This is a genomic window from Actinoplanes sp. NPDC051411 (genome assembly GCF_040682075.1).
In the GTDB taxonomy this organism is placed as follows: Bacteria; Actinomycetota; Actinomycetes; order Mycobacteriales; family Micromonosporaceae; genus Actinoplanes.
In genome coordinates this window covers 32,354-49,715 of the sequence record NZ_JBFBAD010000036.1, presented here as the reverse complement: position 1 = coordinate 49,715, position 17,362 = coordinate 32,354, and the positions used below count along the sequence as shown (strand labels likewise).

General features: G+C 71.7%; 8 protein-coding genes and 1 tRNA gene. 3 read left to right on the top strand and 6 right to left on the bottom strand.

Annotated elements, in window-relative coordinates:
• Nucleotides 1-50 precede the first annotated feature (50 nt).
• On the top strand, nucleotides 51-1,250 hold the full coding sequence (locus AB0M88_RS21220) for a hypothetical protein (protein WP_364104584.1): 1,200 nt from the start codon (nucleotides 51-53) through the stop codon (nucleotides 1,248-1,250).
• A gap of 329 nt (nucleotides 1,251-1,579) precedes the next feature.
• On the top strand, nucleotides 1,580-2,002 hold the full coding sequence (locus AB0M88_RS21215; protein ID WP_364104581.1) for a hypothetical protein: 423 nt from the start codon (nucleotides 1,580-1,582) through the stop codon (nucleotides 2,000-2,002).
• 114 nt (nucleotides 2,003-2,116) lie between these two features.
• Here the strand turns inward: AB0M88_RS21215 and AB0M88_RS21210 are convergent, their stop codons facing one another.
• The 6 genes from AB0M88_RS21210 to AB0M88_RS21185 form a co-directional block, all read right to left on the bottom strand.
• On the bottom strand, nucleotides 2,117-5,641 hold the full coding sequence (locus tag AB0M88_RS21210) for a choice-of-anchor D domain-containing protein (RefSeq protein WP_364104578.1): 3,525 nt from the start codon (nucleotides 5,639-5,641) through the stop codon (nucleotides 2,117-2,119).
• Nucleotides 5,642-5,810: 169 nt separating this feature from the next.
• On the bottom strand, nucleotides 5,811-7,469 hold the full coding sequence (locus tag AB0M88_RS21205; protein WP_364104575.1) for an ATP-binding protein: 1,659 nt from the start codon (nucleotides 7,467-7,469) through the stop codon (nucleotides 5,811-5,813).
• Between the two features lie 169 nt (nucleotides 7,470-7,638).
• A tRNA-His gene (locus AB0M88_RS21200) sits at nucleotides 7,639-7,714 on the bottom strand.
• A gap of 141 nt (nucleotides 7,715-7,855) precedes the next feature.
• Entirely contained in the window at nucleotides 7,856-8,455 is a 600-nt protein-coding gene (gene orn, locus AB0M88_RS21195) for an oligoribonuclease (RefSeq protein ID WP_364104572.1), read from the bottom strand.
• 231 nt (nucleotides 8,456-8,686) lie between these two features.
• The gene (locus AB0M88_RS21190; protein WP_364104569.1) at nucleotides 8,687-14,860 is read right to left on the bottom strand and encodes a hypothetical protein; all 6,174 of its coding nucleotides are present in this window, start codon (nucleotides 14,858-14,860) and stop codon (nucleotides 8,687-8,689) included.
• Between the two features lie 144 nt (nucleotides 14,861-15,004).
• Entirely contained in the window at nucleotides 15,005-16,657 is a 1,653-nt protein-coding gene (locus AB0M88_RS21185; RefSeq protein ID WP_364104566.1) for a copper resistance protein CopC, read from the bottom strand.
• 139 nt (nucleotides 16,658-16,796) lie between these two features.
• Here AB0M88_RS21185 and AB0M88_RS21180 point away from each other — a divergent pair, with 139 nt between their 5' ends.
• Nucleotides 16,797-17,345: a sigma-70 family RNA polymerase sigma factor gene (locus tag AB0M88_RS21180; protein WP_364104563.1), complete on the top strand. Its 549-nt coding sequence runs from the start codon at nucleotides 16,797-16,799 to the stop codon at nucleotides 17,343-17,345.
• The last annotated feature ends 17 nt before the right edge of the window (nucleotides 17,346-17,362 follow it).

Genomic DNA, 17,362 nt, shown 5'->3' with positions numbered 1-17,362 from the left:
TGGCCGCTATCGGTCAGCACCCGGGTGCGATGATCGGTTACCGTGCGCCGGTGGCATGGTTCAAGTCGCATCTGCGACCCTCGCGCCAGCGGTTCGCCGCTCAGGCGCTGCGGATCGTGCGCCGGATGCCCGGCGTGCGCAGCGCGACCTACCACCCGGACAAGTTCGCGATCGCGCTCTATCGCGAAGATGGTGGCACGGCGGCCTGGCTCTACCTGTCGAACATCTATCAGGAAGCGGCCGACGTGCCGGCCGCCCGCCGCAAGGAGCGCCTGGAGCAGCTGGTCCGGATCATGACGGCGCCCCGGTCGGAGGACAACTGGGAGGCCGTCCGCGAGCGGCTGCGGCCGGTGCTGCGCGGGCAGACGTTCGGGCAGGCCGGGCCGCCCGGGATGCAGCCGCCGCTGTCCCGCCCGGCGTTTCCGTTCCTGCACGAACTGGTGGTGGTCGACCACAAGGAGGCCATGGCGTACGTGACCGCGGCCCGCCTGCCGGAGTGGGAGGTGACCGCCGACGAGGTGTTCGCCGCCGCCCGGGAGAACCTGGCCGGGATCGCCGCGCGGTCGCTCGACGGGCCGTGGGAGAACGACGGCGGCTCCGCGATGATCACGATGATCGACGACGGGGACGCGTACTTCACCTCGCTGCTGCTCGCGCCGGGCTGGCTGGCCGGGGTGAGCGAACGGCTCGGCGCGCCGGTCATGGCCTTCGCCCCGGACAATCACACGCTGGTGCTCTGCTCCCCGCCGGACGACCTGGGCCCGCTCTACGAACTGGTCGAGAAGCACTTCACCGAGGCGACCCGCAGCGTCTCCCCGGTCGGCTACGTGGCCGGCCCGGACGGGCGTACGGTGCCCTACTCGCCGCCGCCCGGGCACCCGCACGAGATCGCGGTGCGGCGGGCCCAGGCGATCCTCGCGGCGAGCGAGTACGGCGCCCAGACCGCGTGGCTGACCAGCCAGTACCGGGAGGCCGGCATCGACGTGCACGTCGGTGAGCTGCTCGCGGTGGCCCCGCCCGACGGGCCGGCCGAGACCGTGGCGACCTGGGTCGACGGGATCGCCACGCTGCTGCCGGCCGCACGGTCGATCGTCTTCGCCCGCAACGGCGCGGTCGAGCTGCAGGTGCCCTGGCCGGTGGTCGCGGAGGAGGTCGACCTCCAGCCGGAGCCGCTGCTCGCCCCGCCCCGCTACCGGGTCGAGGGCTGGCCGTCGCCGGACGTGATGGAAAGGCTCCGCAACAGGACCTGAACGGCGCCTCGAACCCCGCGGCCCGCAGCGACGCCGCCAGATCGTCGACCGTCAGGTCGGCCGGGACCAGCCACACGTGCGGGCGCCGCCGCGGATGGACCGCGCCGCGGAGCAGGCGTTGCTTGGCTTGCTGGGTGGCGGGCATGCTCCCCCGCGTCCCGCATAAATACTGCCAATTGCCGCATTAGCCCTCGATCGAGCTACCCCCGTCTTATCCCGGTTGTAGTAATGGCGATTTAAAGCGCACCTTCGCGCGACTCATGATCGTTCAGCCGCTGGACGATTCAGCGAATTCGTCGTCCATTCATCGAGTTGAGAAGAGTCGCAGCATGTCGTCAAAGTTGTTCAAGACCGTCTTCGCCGGCGTCGTGGCCGCCGGTGCGCTTCTCCTGTCGGGATCCGCCGCGCAGGCGGCAACGAACCACCGCCCCTGCGACGGGCCCGGCTTCGGCGACCGCGGGTTCTTCGGCGACCACTTCGGCAACCGTTTCGGTGACCGCTTCGGCGACCGTTTCGGCTTCCGCGATGACAGTTTCGGGTTCTTCGGCGACGACTTCGGCTTCCGCCGGCACGACCGCCAGGACCGCCCGACGGTCATCGTCGTCAACGTCGTCAACAAGAACAAGACCAAGACCAGGACGCACCACAAGCCGGCCGTCACCCCGCCGCCGGCCGTCACCGGCAACTCGGCCGGCGCGGGCTACCCCACGCCGGGCGCCGCCGGCAACGGGAGCGGTTACCACAAGCGCTGACCGGGCGCCCGGCAAATGCGATTTCTGCATTCCGCCGGAATCAATTCGGACGGCCGCCGCCCTTTTCGGGCGACGGCCGTCCCTTTGCTCAGTGGCTCAGCTGTTCCAGACGGCTCAGCTGTTCCAGACCTGGAAGCCCGAGATCTGGCCGGCCGGCCATCCGCTGTTGGCGGTGACGTTGAGCCGGAAGAAGCGCTGCGTCGTAGCCGGGAACGTGATGGTGACGATGTTGTTGGCGGACGGGTTGAAGGCGTAGCTCGCACTCGCCTTCACCGTGCTGAAGTTGCTGCCGTCCGTGCTGCCCTGCAGCGACAGCGTCTCGTTGCGGGCACCCCAGCCGGCGGGCAGGGTCAGCACGACCCGGCTCGCGCTCTGGGCCGAGCCGAGGTCGACCTGGACCCACTGCGGGAAGGCGCTGTTGGCGCTCTCCCAGTAGGTGTTCTGGTCGGCGTCGGTCACGTTCGACGACGGGTAGACGTCGTTGTGGCTGGACTCGCTGGTCGGCTTGCCGGCGGCGAGGTTGGTGTTCGTGGTGCCTCCGGCACCGGTGCCGGTGAGGCTGACGGTCACCGGCGCGCTGCCGGCGATCGAGACACTTCCCGTACGCGTTCCGGAAGCGGCCGGCCGGAAGCTGACGTTGACCGTGCAGGACGCCCCGGCCGCGATCGACGTGCCACAGGTGTTGGTCTGCGAGAAGTCCCCGCTGACCGAGACGCCCACGCCGGTGGCGGCCGCGGTGCCCGAGTTGTGGACGGTGACCGCCTGCGCCGAGCTGGTGGTGTTCAGCGCCTGGCTGGCGAAGGTGAGCGAGGCCGGGCTGGCGCTCAGCGACGCCGTCGGGTCGGTCGTGCCGCCACCACTCGGGTAGACCTCGAACTCGCCGATCTGACCGGCCGCCCAGCCCGAGTTGGCGGTGATGTTGACCCGCACGTAGCGGGCGCTGGTGCCGGGCACCGTGATGTTGACGGTGTTGGCCGACGCCGGGTTGAAGGTGTAGGTGGCCGAGCCGACCGCGTCGCTGAACGAGGAGCCGTTGGTGCTGGCCTGCACGGACAGGGTCTGGGTGCGGGTGGCCCACGCGGTCGACGGCGGCAGCTTCAGGGTGACCTTACCGATCGCGTACGTGGCGCCGAGGTCGACCTGCAGCCACTGCGGGAACGCGCCGTTCGTGCTCTCCCAGTAGGTGTTGGCGTCGCCGTCGGTCGCCGTGGTCGCGGCCTGGGTGGCGTTGACCTGGCTGCTCGCGGTGGCCGGGCGGCCGGCCGCGATGTTGGTGGTGCTGCCGATGCCGCTGCCGGTCAGGGCGATCGCGGTCGGGCTGTTGTTGGCGTTGCTGGCGATCGAGACGGAGCCGGTCCGCGTACCGCCGGTGGTCGGCTTGAAGGAGACGGTGACCGTGCAGGAGGCACCGACCGCGAGGGTGCCGCAGTTGTTGGTCTGCGAGAAGTCACCACTCGCGGTCACGCCCGAGACAGTGGCGCTCGTCGTGCCGGAGTTGGTCACCGTGACCGTCTGGGCGGCCGCCGTGTTGCCGACGATCGTGCCGGCGAAGCTCAGGCTGCTCGGGTTGGGGTTGAGGATCGGGCCCGGGGCGACGCCGGTGCCGGACAGCGGCACGGTGTTGGTGATGCCACTCGCCGTCACCGTGAGGTTGCCGCTGCGCGAGCCGGCCGCGGTCGGGGCGAACTTGACGCTGACCACGCAGGACGAGCCGGCGGCGATGCTGGTGCCGCAGGTGTTGGTCTGCGAGAAGTCACCGGTCGTGCTGACCGCGGTGACCGGCGCCGCGGACGAGCCGCTGTTGGTGATCGTGACCGACTGGGCGGCACTGGTGGCACCGGTCGCGACCGAGCCGAAGCCGACCGCGGTCGGGCTGATCGAGATCAGCGAGCCGTTGTCCGGCAGGTACGGCGGGAACGCCGGGTTGCTGATGTTGGTGCACGCGGTCGGCGAGGTGATGCCGGAGTTGCCGCCGCCGTCGGTGAGCGTGAAGCCGACGCCGCAGTTGTAGACCGCGCCGGGCGCCTGGGTGCCGGTGGCGGTGCTGTTGCTGATCGTCGCCGAGCCGCCGACCTGCTCCTGGATGACCCAGGTGCCGGTGTTCTGGATCGTCGCGTTGTTGATCTTCACGTTGGTGATGCTCGAGCCGGAAACGAACTGGATCGCCTCGAACGGGCTCTGCTGGATCAGGATGTTGTCGACGTTGACCAGGCCGCTCATCGCGGCGTCCCGGGCGTCGAACCACAGCGCGCCGACGCCGAACTGCCAGTTCGGGTCGAGGCTGCCGTCCCGGATCAGCGTGTTGCGCAGCACGTCCGTACGCCCGAGGGTGGTCGAGGCGAAGCGCTGGGCAACGTGAATGCCGCCACCCTGGGTGAGGCCCGAGTCGATCACCCGGTTGTCGGTGACGAAGTTGTCGTGACCGCCGTAGATCGCGATGCCGTTGGCCAGGATCGGGTACTGCACCGTGTTGTGGTCGAACGAGTCGTTCGCGTCGGCCACCGAGTCGGCCCAGGTCGCCAGGCCGTCGTCACCGAGGTTGCGCAGGTCGCTGTTGGTGACCTTGGAGTTGGTCACGCCCTTGTGGAAGTTGATGCCGTCGGCGGTGGTGTTCCGGATCCGCATGCCGGAGAACACCAGGTTGTCCATCGGGCCGTCCATCCAGGCGCCGACCTTGTCGTGCTCGATCCAGAGCCGGTCGACGGTGGAGTTGCTCATCGCGCCGCCGATGCCGTTGACCTGGGCGCCGTCGTTGCGCTCCTGCACGTCGCCGAAGATCGCGAAGTCGGACAGGTGCACGTTGGTGCTCGCGTTGGGCGCGTCGTTGCCGTAGAAGCCGGGGGCCGCACCGGTGACCGTCGAGCGCCACATGCCGGCGCCCTTGATCGTCACGTTGTTGACCGCGATGTGTCCCGGGATCTTGAACGTGCCCTCGGGGATGAAGACCGTGCCGCCGGCGCCCGCGGCCTGAATCGCCGAGTTGAACGCGGCGGTCGAGTCGGCCGCGCCGGTCGGGTCGGCGCCCTTGCTGGTCACGCTGACCGAGCCGCTCGGCTGGGAGAGCGCGCCGGCCACGTTCTCGAAGTCGGCGAAGTCGATCGTGGTGTTCGACGTCGCGGTCAGGCGGAACTTGGTGCCGGCCGGATACGAAGTCGAGAACAGCCGGTGCGTCTCGTCGTAGAAGTGGTGCTGGTTGCTGCCCGGCTGGTTGGTGAACGGGTAGCCGCCGTAGTACCAGCTGTACGCGTTGGTCAGCGTGAACGCCGACGACGCGGCTCCGTTGATCGAGAAGTTGATCGGCGTCGTGTAGACCGAGCCGCCCGAGGTGTCCGGGATGCTGTAGCGGAAGTCGATCGAGTTGGTGGCCACAGGCGTGGTGAACTCGACGTACTGGCCGGAGGAGAGGGTCACCGCCTTGCGGTACGACGCCTCGTCGGCCAGCGTGCCGTAGACGGCGGACGGGCCGATCACCGAGCCCGACGTCGCCGAGTTCTCGGCCTGAACCTCCACGTAGGGCAGGGTGGCGCCCACGCCACCGGTGGCGGCGGCGAGGGCCGGGCTCGCGGCAGCAAGCGCGCCGATCCCGGAGGCGACAAGCGCCGTGCCGAGTACGGCGGCGCCGAGCCTACTTCTGGACATGTGTTGCTCACTTTCGACGGAGCAAACGGGGGATGCCGCGCCGGGTCTGTCTTGGGAGGACGCGGGAGGCGCGGTTGGGGCTAGGGGGACCGTAACCGCTACGACACACGGACGCAATATCGAAACAAGTTATTGCAAGGTTTCGACTGAGGCCCTGTAATAAGGGGACCTATTCGCCGGGCTCGGTCGGGAGCACGATGTGGAACCTCGCCCCGCCGAGCGGGTTGTCATCGACGCTGATGGTTCCCCCGTGCCGGTCCACCACGCGGCGACAGATCGCCAGGCCCAGACCGGTGCCCGCATAGGACTGCCCGCGGTGCGCCCGCGAGAACGACTCGAAGATCGACGTACGCTGATCACTCGGGATGCCGATGCCCCGGTCCGACACCTGGATCTCGGCCCACGCGTCGTCCAGCCGGTCGGCGGTGATCCGCACCTGGGCCGGCTCGCTGTCCCGGGTGTACTTGATCGCGTTGCCGATCAGGTTGTCCATCATCTGGCGGATCATCGCCGGGTCGGCGCGCACGGTCGGCAGCGGACCGGCCTCGATGCGCGGCGCCCGATCCTTCCTGAGGTGCGCGGTACGTTCGTGCACGACCTCGTCGACGACCTCACTCAGGTCGACCGGCTCCAGGCGCAACGGCGCGTCCCGGGCCGTGGCATAGGCGAGAAGGTCGTCGATCAGCCGGCACATCCGGTCGGCGCTGTTGCGTACGCGATCGAGCGTGTAACGGAACTCGTCCAGCTCGTCCATCGCGTCCAGATCCTGCTCGAGCAGCTCGATGTGCCCGGCGATCGCGGCCAGCGGCGCCCGCAGGTCGTGCGCGACGACCCCGGCGAACGCGGTCAGCTCGGCCTCCCGCTCCCGCAGCGCCGTGATGTCGTACCGGGAGGCGACCGCGCCGATGATCTCCCCCCGCTCGTCGCGCAGCGGCCCGGCGTCGACCATCACCTCGATCGGCGGACGCCCCGGCGGCACATAGGTCATCTCGCGCCCCCGAATCGAGTGACCGGCCAGCGCCACCCGCAGCGGATGCCCCTCGGCGGGCTGGGCACCGGTCCGCTCCAGCGCCCGGTCGAACTCGTCGACATGGCTCGGCAGCATCTGCTCGATCCCGTCCCGCGCCGCCCGGTTGATCCACACGATCGAGCCGTCGGCCGCCGCCGCCACGACACCGATCGTCAGCGTGTCGAGCACCTCACCCAGGTAGCGCCGCTGCTCCTCGCGCAGGCGCTGCGTGCGTACGCCCAAGCGCACGGTGACCAGCACCGCGACCAGCGTCAACCCGGCCAGCGCACCCTGCGTCGCCGTGCTCGACACCCGGAAGGACCGCGCCGCCTGGCGGCGACTCGCGGTGAGCGCCGCGCTCGCGGCGGCGTGCCGTTCCCGGTACGCGTCGAAAAGCGCCTTCCCCTGCCCGACATCCGCATAGCGGGCCGAGGTGGCGACGGTCGGGGCTGCGAAGTCGTTCAGCCACTCGTCGGCCGCGGACTCCTCCGCGTCGACCAGGGTCCGCAGCTCGGGATCGCCGACGTCGGTCAGCACCTGGCGGGCGGCGGCCGGAAAATTCTGCACGCCGGCCTGGTAAGGCTCGAGGTAGAGCTGCTCGCCGGTCAGCTGCCAGCCGCGCAGACCGGTCTCGGCGTCGGTCATCGACTGCAGCATGACCATGTGGGCGCTCTCGGCCCGGTCGAACCGCCCCACCTGCCGGTCGAACCGGGCCAGCAGCACGAGGCCCCCGGCCAGCTGGGCCGCGCCGGCGACGATCAGCACGCAGAGCAGCCACACGTAATGGCGGCGCACCACCGCCGACGCCGGCGTTCCCACTCCCGCGACCCCCGTCTCGCTGCGATCCGACGTTACCGCTTTGAGCTGGGCTTTTAGGTACGCTTGCGGTTGCTGAGCACATAGTTTCCGATGCGGGCCGCGGTGTCCGGCCTCACGCACCAGCAAAAAAGCTGAGCGCCCCGCAGGGCGCTCAGCTTCACTTCCAACTTGGGGTGACCGACGGGACTCGAACCCGCGACCCCCGGGACCACAACCCGGTGCTCTACCAACTGAGCTACGACCACCATGTGCACCTTGCGGTGCTGGACCATCATAGCGGGATCTCGCGCCGGGTCGTCGAGCGGGTTACCGGCGCGCCCGGATGACCCTCAGCGGCCTTTACTCCCCCCGCTCCCCTACTCCCCTTACTCCCCGATCAGCTCGGCTTACTCCCCGATCAGCTCGGCGGCGATCGCCTTCGCCGCCTCGACGTCCGGGCCGGGCAGCGGCACGAAGATCGCCCGGCGGTAATATTCCAGCTCACGGATGCTCTCGCGGATGTCGGCGAGCGCCCGGTGGGCGAGCCCCTTGGCCGGCTGACCGAAGTAGACCCGCGGGTACCACCGGCGGCACAACTCCTTGATCGACGACACGTCGATCATGCGGTAGTGCAGGAACGAGTCGAGCGCCGGCATGTCCCGGGCCAGGAAGCCCCGGTCGGTGGCGATCGAGTTGCCGCAGAGCGGGGCCGTGCGCGGGTTGGGCACGAACTCCTTGACATAGGCCAGCACGATCTCCTCGGCCTCGGTCATCGTGACCGTCGACCGCCGGACCTCCTCGGTCAGACCGGACTTGGCGTGCATGTCGCGCACCACCGGCGGCATCGCGTCGAGCGCGGCGTCATCGGCGTGGATGACCAGGTCGACGCCCTCGCCCAGAATGTTCAGGTCGGGATCGGTGACCAGCGCCGCGACCTCGATCAGCTTGTCTTTGCCGAGGTCGAGACCGGTCATCTCACAGTCGATCCACACCAAATGATCAGCCACGCCGACAGCCTACGCCGGAGCAGGCGGGAACGGCGTCACCTCCCTCCGCGGGCAGGATCCGGACGCCGGTGCGATTTGTCGGCTTTGAGGAGGGGACTTCCCTGTTCCGGCGATCATTGGCTAAACTGGAGATAACGGACGAAGCCCCCCTTCGGTTACTCCGTTTCCCCCGGTAAAGGGCCCTCCACGTCGGCAGCGTGGAGGGCCCTTTCATGCTTCCGCTTCCGCAGGTCAGCCTGGCAAAGGGCCCCCGCCGCGGCGACGTAGCTTCTCGGCCGCCGCCTCCGCCTCGGCCGCGGTCCGCCGCCGGCGCCGCGGCGTAGTCCCGGACAGCAACTCGGCCGCCTCATCGCGGTAACTCGCCCGGGTGCCCTTACTCGCGGCCTCGCCACTTGGCTTGCCGGCGGCCGAGGTGCCTTGCGCGGAACGGCCCGGCGTCGCATTCCCGGCCGCGGACCGGGCGGGCGTGGCGGCCCGGACGCTTCCGGCCGCGGGCTTGGCCGGCACCGCCGCGGGCTTGGCCGGCACCGCCGCGGGCTTGGCCGGCGTCGCCGTGGGCTTGGCCGGCGTCGACCGGGTGGTGGCGGGCTTTGCGGCGGGCGTCGGTTTTGTCCCGGCCGCGGGCTTGGCCACGGTCGCCGGCTTGGCCACGGCCCCGGGCTTGGCCACGGCCGCCGGCTTAGCCCCGACCGTGCGGGCACCGTAGGCCTCGCCCGCATCGACGTCCGCTTTCGCGGACGACCGGCGTTTGGTCACGCTCTCGGCGTCCGCTTTCGCTTTGGAGGTACGCGCGGCGTGCTCGACCACCGCCTCAGCGTCCGCCTTCTTCGTGGCGCGAGCAGCGCGAGTCTTGGCAGTCGTCGACTTGCCAGCCTCAGACGTCTCACCCTCCGACGTCCTACTCTCCGACGTCTTGCTCCCGGGCGTCCTACTCTCCGACGTCCTGCTCTCGGGTGTCCTGCTCTCCGGTGTCCTGCTCTCCGGTGTCCTGCTCTCGGGCGTCCTGCTCTCCGGCCTCTTGCTCTCGGAGGTCCTGCTCTCCGGCCTCTTGCTCTCGGGCGTCTTGCTCTCCGGCGCCGCGAGCCCGGCCGCGCGAGCCGCCATCGACTCGGCCGCCTTCCGCCAGGCGGCCGGCGCCGGCCGCCCCAGCCCCACCCCCACCGGCCGCGCCGTCGTGTGGCTAGGCGTGAACGTCCCGTCCACCCGCCCCTGCGCCTGCGCGAACAGCCGGCTCTCCACTCCCACCGACTCAGCCTTCCCCGGCCGCCCGACCTCGACGTGCCCGGCCGGCCCGGTAAGGTCGCCGATACTCTCCAACGGCTCCGCGGCGACCGTCTCCCCCGTGTCGATGAGCCCGTCGGCCTCGCTGCTCTCGGCCCGAGCCCGGGCCGCCGCCGGATGACCCGGAATAACCAGGTGAATCGCCTGCGTAGGCTCGGCCTGCACCCGCATCCAGTCACTGGCCACCGTCGCCGGCGTCCCCTGCCCCAGAACCCGCGCGATCACCGAAGCGGCCGTAGGCCGAGGCCCATCAACCCGAACCTCCCAGGCCGCGCCATCCCCTCGGCCGCCCAGTTCCTCGACGGCCTCTGCCCCATGTCCAGCCCCGGCGCCCCCGCTGATCGCCCCGGCAACATCGCTGGTCGCCCCGGGCTCAGAACGGTTCGCTCCAGCACCACCTTCAGCCACCCCAGCCTCACCGCTGGCCGCCTCAACGCCACGGCTGGGGGTTCCGGCAACGCCAGGCGCTGCCCCCGCCTGCCCGGCCGTGATCGAACCGCCCGAAGCCCCCTGTCCCGATGCCGGATGCCCCGGCCCCGACTGTCCCAGCGCCGGATTCACGCCTGGCCGGCCCGGCGACTGCACCGGTCCCGACTGACCCGACAGCTCGGTCACGCCTGAGCGCCCCGCCAACTGCGGCGCACCTGCCGGACCTGGCGCCGGAGCCGCTCCCGACCGCTCCGACCCTCGCACCGCGCCGGCCTGGCCCATCGACTGACCTGCACCCACCGGTCCCCCGGCCGGAGCGGCTCCCGGCCGACCCGCACCCGCTTGGTTCGAAGCCTGAGCCGCGCCCGCATGACCCGGTGGCAGGACCGCTCCCGGCCGCCCCGCCGACGCGACCGCGCCCGAGTATCCCGACGACTGACTAGCGCCCACACGACCCGGCGTCCGATCCACACCGATATGACCCGCCGACTGACCGGCGTCCACATGACCCGGCAATTGGTCCGCGCCCGGATGGCCCGGCGACTGACCGGCGCCGACGCGGCCCGGCGACTGAGTCGAGGCCGGGCGCCCGGAAATCTGAGCCGCCCCGAACTGGCTCGGCGCCTGGGACGCGCCCGGGTGACCTGACGGCTGAGCCGTTCCGGTCTGCTCTGGTGAGTGGGCCGGGTCGAGGGGACCTGGCGTCCGGGCGGAGGCCTGTTGGCCCGGCGTCTGCGCCGCCCCGGGCTGGGCCGGGCTCGGGTGGCCCGGGGTCCGGGCCGCACCCGGGTAGCTCGACGGCTGGCCGCCGGCCGGACGCCCGAACGGCTGAGCCGCCCCCAACTGGGCGGTGCCGGGGCGACCCGGCGGCAGGGCCGTTGCCCGATGTCCTTCCGCGCCGGGCTGGCCCGACGGCTGGGGTGAACTCGGCTGCTCCGACGGCATCGGCGCCACGCGCGGCGATGACGGCCGGGCGAAGGCCGGCGTCGCGGATTGCGGCCGAGTCGCATCCGGCTGACCCGACGCAGGCGCGGCACCGGACTGACCCGATGCGGGTGCGGCGCCCGGCAGGCCGGGCGACACGGATGTGGCTCGCGGCTGGTCCGATTCGGGTGCGGCACCCGGCTGGCCCTGGGACAGCGAAGTTACGCCAGGGTGCCCCGACGACGGCCGGACAGCCGCTTGCCGGTCGGGCGAGGGCGGGGTCGTATGGGGCTGTCCGTGACCGGAAACTGAATCGCCGGATGTCGGGCGAGGGCTCGGCCTGCTCGGCCGAGAGACAGAGTTCGGCTGACCCGACGCCGGGCGAATCACGCCCACCCGATCCGACGCACTCTCACCCGAGCCGGGCTGACCCGCCGGGGGTACCAGCGGGCCCGAGGACGACCGCGTGAAACCGGGCTGACCCGAAAGCGGCTGGGCTGATGGGGGCTGATTCGCGGTTGGGCGAGCTGCGCCTGGCTGGCCCGGCTGCGGGGTCGGGCCCGGCTGCGGGCGGGTTGGGGTCGGGGCGCCGGTCGCCGACTGGGTTGAGGCGGGGACGTTGGTGGAGCCCGGTTCGGGGCGGGCCGGTTGGTCGGGGCCGGACGGCCTTGCGGGGGACGGGACCGCCGGGCGTTGGGGGCCGACCGGGTGGGTCGGCGCCGGGCGGGGGACGGCCGGAGCCGTGTCGACCGGGCTGGTCGGCTGGTTGGACGGGGCTGCTCCGGGAGTTCCAGCGATCGAGCTGGAGGTGGAGCGGGCCGGGTTGGTGCCGTTCGCGGGATGGGTGGGGGCAACACCGGACGCCTCGGGCTCCGACTTGAACCCGGGGCTGCGGTCGGTGCTGTGGCGACCGGCGGTGGCGGGCTTGGGCTCCTCGTTATCTGGTGAGGACTCCGGGCGTACCGAAGGGCGCACCGGCGTCCAAGCCGGACCGTGGCTGCCCTGCGCGCCTTCCGGCCGGGTGTCGCCGGCACCTGAGCGTGACTTGTCGGTGGCGGGAGCGGAGGGTTCCGGCATGGGCCGGCCGACCCGCGGTGAATCGGCCCGGGTCAGGCCGGTCGCCGACCAGTCGGTGGCGGCCGGGCCCGTCACTACCGAGACCAGCTGGTGCGACGGGTGCACCGCCTGCCGAGCGCCTGGCCCGGGGGAAGGCCGGCGAGCACCGCTGCCGACCCGCTCTTCCTCCGGCGCCCGGGTGAAGTTGCCCCGCGCGGCGCGCGCATCCGCGGCGCCCGCGGCGTAGGCGGCCGCGAGGCTCTCGGTCTGCAGTCCGCCCGCGCCGCCGCCGGGCGGCGTGGGCCGGCTCCGACGGTCCCGCCGCGAACCGCCGGAACGACCCGGTCCGTCCTCGTCGTCCCGCTGCTTACCGGCCTCGTCGTCATCCGCCCGATGAGCCGCCGCCCGTTCGCCTGCCGCCTTCTCGGCTGCCGCCGCCTCGGCGGCCTTGCGTTCGGCGGGCTGCTTTCCGACGGCCGGGACCTCGGCCGCCTTGGGCTCGGCGGCTTCCTTCTCCGCCACCGGAGTCTGGGCGACCTTGCGCTCGGCGGCGTCTTTCTTGGCCGCACCTTCAACTTCCGTACGCCCGTCGGCTTCCTTCTCGGTCACCGCAGTTTCGATGGCCTTGCGCTCAGCGGTCTCCTTCTCGCCTGCCGTTGACTTAGGTTCAGCGGCTTCCCTATCGGCCACCGCGGATTCGGCGGCCTTGCGCTCGGCAGCCGCCCTTTCGGCGGCCGCGGATTCGGTCGCGGCCCGCTCGGCCGCTGCCGGCGAAGGCGCTGCCGACGAAGGCGCTGCCGGCTCGGTCGCCGAGTCCTTAGTTGTTGCCATTTCGGCCGAGCCGTGGTTGGCGGAATCCTTCTCGGCGCGTTCCTTCTCCCCGGCGGGGGCCGGCACGTTCTCACTTGCCTTGCGCCCAGCAGGTTCCTCAGCGGGCTCTTTCACTGCCGCCGAGCCGCCGGCTGCGTTCTTCTGAGCCGCCGTATTCTCACTTGCCTTGCGCTCAGCCGGCCCGGATTCGGTCGATTCGCTCTCGGCCGGCTCCTTGCCGGCCTCGGCGAGATCGGCTGCGGTTTTCCCGCTCTCGGTTGCCGAACGGGCGGCCCGATCCGCGGTTTCGCTGGCGCCATGACGTCCCGTGGCCTTGGCCGGTTCGGCGGCCTCGGCGGACGGGCGGTCCTGCTTCTTCGGGCGGGACGTCCGGCCGCGTTTGGCCACCTTCTCGTCGGCCGGGGCGGGTTCCTCGGCGGCCGGCCCGCCCGCGCCGGCCGAGGACTTTCCGGCCTCGATCAGGTCCGGGGCCGCCCGCCGCAGACCGGCGGTGACCGGCTGCGACTCAGCGACCGAACCGGACTCGGCCGCATCATCGCCGGTCTGCCCGGTCGCCGTGGCGGTGTCCGCCGCCACGCCGCGTTCGTCCTGCTCAGAGGCTTCGCGCATCGCGGCGGCGGCGTCGAGTGCCCCGGCCGTCGTGGCGCCGGCAACATCGCCCGCGGCGGCCGGGACGGGCGACGGACGGCTGCCCTCGGGTCGTGCGGTCTCCGGTGACGGGGCCGCCGCGGCCCGGTTGCGGGCCGCCTCGGCCAGCCGGGCCGCCGCCGTCGCCTCGGCCTCGCGGGCCCGCTGAGGTGCCGTCTCGGCTACCCAGGCTCCCACCGCCGACGCCTGGAACAGGGGCAGGTCGTCGGGTGCCGGCTCCGGCCGGCGGTTCCGGCGGCCGAAGAGCGGGTCGCCCGCCGGGGCGTTGCCGGGTTCCGCGGCCGGGGCAACGACCGGTGTCCCGAAGAAGCTCAGCGGCTCTCCCGGCGACGGCACGCGTTCGCCGGCCGGGATGGCGGTGGCCGCCGCGTATTCGGCGGGGGTCGGCGGCATCGCCGTGGCCGGGACGGCCGGGGGTGGCCACGGCATCGCCGCGGGCAGGGCCGGGAAGTCGGCCTTCTGGGCTTCGGCCAGGGTGCGGGGGCGGTGGGCGCCGGCCGCGCGGAGCCGGTTGACCGGGATTTGCGCGCTGATGGCCTTCATCAGGGCCGGGACCTGGCTGGGTTCGACGATGTAGACGACCTCGCGGCGGGCGGGCGGCCAGGCCAGCAGGATCAGGCCGACCATGAGCAGCAGGGTGCCGAGGGTGAGCAGGCCCCAGGTGCTGGAGTCGATCCAGCTGGGGCGTAGTTCGGCGACGGCCGCGACCTGGAGGCCGGGTTTCGCGCCGGGGCTCATGATGACCAGGCTGTACGCGTGGCCGCGCAACTCGCCCGGTTCCCACGAGAGCCGGCCCATGCCCGTACGCGTCCAGAAGTTCATGTCGCCCGGGACGGTGACCGGTGCGTGGAGCCCGGCCACCACGGTGGTGGCGACCGGCAGGGCGCCGGTTCCGATGTCGACCGTGTCGACCGTGCTGTGCGGGACTCCGGCCATGTAGCGGGAGACCTGGTCGGCCGGGGCGAGGCCGACGAACGCGGGCCCGTCGGGGGTGCCGGCGGCGATGCCGAGCCGGGAGCTGCCGAGGCGGGTGAAGGGGGCGTCGGACCTCAGGAGGTGGTCCACGTCCTCGACGACGTACGCGTAGCCGGGGGTGGTCATGCGTTGCAACGAGGCACTGTAGGCGCCGCCCGCGTCGCGGTGCTGCATGGCCGCCCACAGTCCGGCCCCGGCGAGCAGCGCCGGCAGGCCGGCGGTCAGCAGCAGCATTCCGAGGATGGTGCGGAGCACCCGCATTGTTCGCCCCCTTCTCAGGCCGTACTGCGGGTGACCATACAGATCCAAATACCCCTAAAGTGGTCAAACTGCTGCTAAATCGCTGATAGATATGACAACGGCCCGGCCTTTCTGCAAGGCCGGGCCGCCGTACGAAATAACGAGTTACGAAACCTGCACCGTCATCGAGAGCGTCTGCTCGTCGATATCGCTGGTCCGGGCGGTGAACTTGAACGTCCACTGACCGGCCTGGGGCAGTGCGATGTCACCGATCGCGTGGAAGTCGGTGATGCGCAGCAGCGGAATCGAAATCGGCTCGATGCCCTTCGACGGCAGCGCCGCGGTCGCCGACCACTCGACCACGGTCAGTGGCTTGTTGTCCGGCGTGTAGGCGTAGAGGTGCAGCGAGTTGTTGCCGACCGTCGCCGGGAACAGGTCGACCTGCAGCGCCATCGTGCTGCTGGTCAGCGTCTTGGTGACGGTGGTCGTGGCGGCCGCTCCGCCCGCCACGGCGCTGGTCCGCGGCGGCGAGATCTGCACCAGCGCCGCCGTCACGCCGAGGATCACGGCGGTGATGCCCAGCTCGACGAAGACCGCCTTGCGCAGCCCGCGCGGCTTCTCCTCGGCCGCCCGCGAGCGCACCAGCCGCCGCGACCACCACGCCACGCCGAGCACGCACGCCGCCAGTGCGACCTTGACCAGGATGAGCTGCCCGTACGTGCTGTGCACCAGGCCGTCGACCGACGACACCTCGATCAGCGCGCTCACCACCCCGGCCAGGATCAGCGCGCCGACCGCGGTGGCCGCCCAGCGCGACCAGATCGGCAGGATCGCCGCCAGCTCGCGCTCGTTGGCCTGCCGCAACAGGAAGCCGACCAGCATGACCAGGCCACCGAGCCACACCGACATGGCCGTGATGTGGATGGCGTCGATCACCACCGAGACACCGGCCACCGGGGAGGCGGTCGGGTGCCCGGTCAGCGGCCACGTGGCGAGCGCGGCGACGCCGAGCACCCCCAGCAGGGCGAGGTCGGCCTTGGATTCGCCGCCGCGCCCGCGCAGCAGCGGGCGGATCAGCAGCGCGGCCGCCGCGAGCACGCCCAGGCGCACCAGCATGACCGCGCCGAGCGTGCTGCCGAGCACGTCCTGCAGGTCGCCGACCCGGACGTCGAACAGCCCGGTGCCGATCGAGTAGGGCACCTGGAGCCAGATCGCCATCAGCGTGCTGAACGTGACCAGCCCGAAGCCGGTCCAGATCACCTTGGCCGGCCCCCGGCGGCTGAGCCGGTGCGGCCACAGCAGCGCGAGCACCAGCGCCGGGCCGACGAGAAGCACCAGACCGGCGTACCCCAGGTATTTCCCGGCCGGGATGAGCGCGCGCACCACCGGGTCGACCTTGGTGTCGTCGATCGTCGCCGAAGGCGGCGTCGACGCCGCACCGACCGAGTACGTGATGCTGCCGCCGACCGGGTGCGTGTCGGCCGAGATGATGCGATAGCTGACCAGGTACGTTCCGCGGCCGCCGCCGGCACGCAGCGGGATCGTCACGTTGGCCCCGTCGACGGTCGGGTCACCCTGGTCGGCGCGCTTCCCGTCCGGGCCCAGCACCTGGATCTTGCCCGGGATGAGCTGGATCGACTCGCTGAAGGTCAGCGTGATCTTGTTGGGCGCGTCGGGCACGATCGAGTCGGCCGCCGGGTCGGTGCCGACCAGCGCGGCGTGCGCGAAGGCCGGGGCGACCGGGCCCATCAGCACCCAGAAGAGGCCGATGAGCAGGCCGCCACCGGTAGCGACCAGGCGGCGCCGATCAAACTTCATGCGAGCCATGCTCCCTGATTGCGCGTGGATCACCCACTCGCGGGGGTCGCGAGGAGTCCCACTGGCGGAGTAGTCGCCCCTCGGGCGCGAATGGTTCCGAACTGTCCGTGGACTTTCGGCCCGCGTAGCATGACCGCTCGTGACCGTGGGTGAGAACGGCCTGGATCCGACCACGCAGCTGGCCCTGGCGGCCCGCGCGGGCGACACCGCCGCGCAGGCCTCGTTCGTGCGGGCGACGCAGACCGACGTGTGGCGGTTCACCGCCGCGCTCGTCGACCCGGGTGCGGCCGACGACCTCACCCAGGAGACCTACCTGCGCGCGTTCAAGGCGCTGCCCACGTTCGAGGGCCGCTCGAGCGTGCGCACGTGGCTGCTCGGCATCGCCCGGCGCACCTGCGCCGACCATCTGCGCGCGGTCGTCCGGCGCCGGCGGCTCGACGCCCGGCTGGCCGCCCAGGCGTGGACCGAGACGCCGTCGCCCGACCCGGCCCACCGGCTGAGCACGGCCGCCCTGCTCGACGGGCTGAGCGCGGAGCGGCGGACGGCGTTCGTGCTGACCCAGGTGCTGGGCCTGTCGTACGCCGAGGCGGCCGACGTCGAGGAGGTCCCGGTCGGCACGATCCGTTCCCGGGTGGCCCGGGCCCGCGACGAACTGGTCGCCGCGGTCACCCAGGCGCGGGCCGTGTAAGAGCCTTCACAGGACTT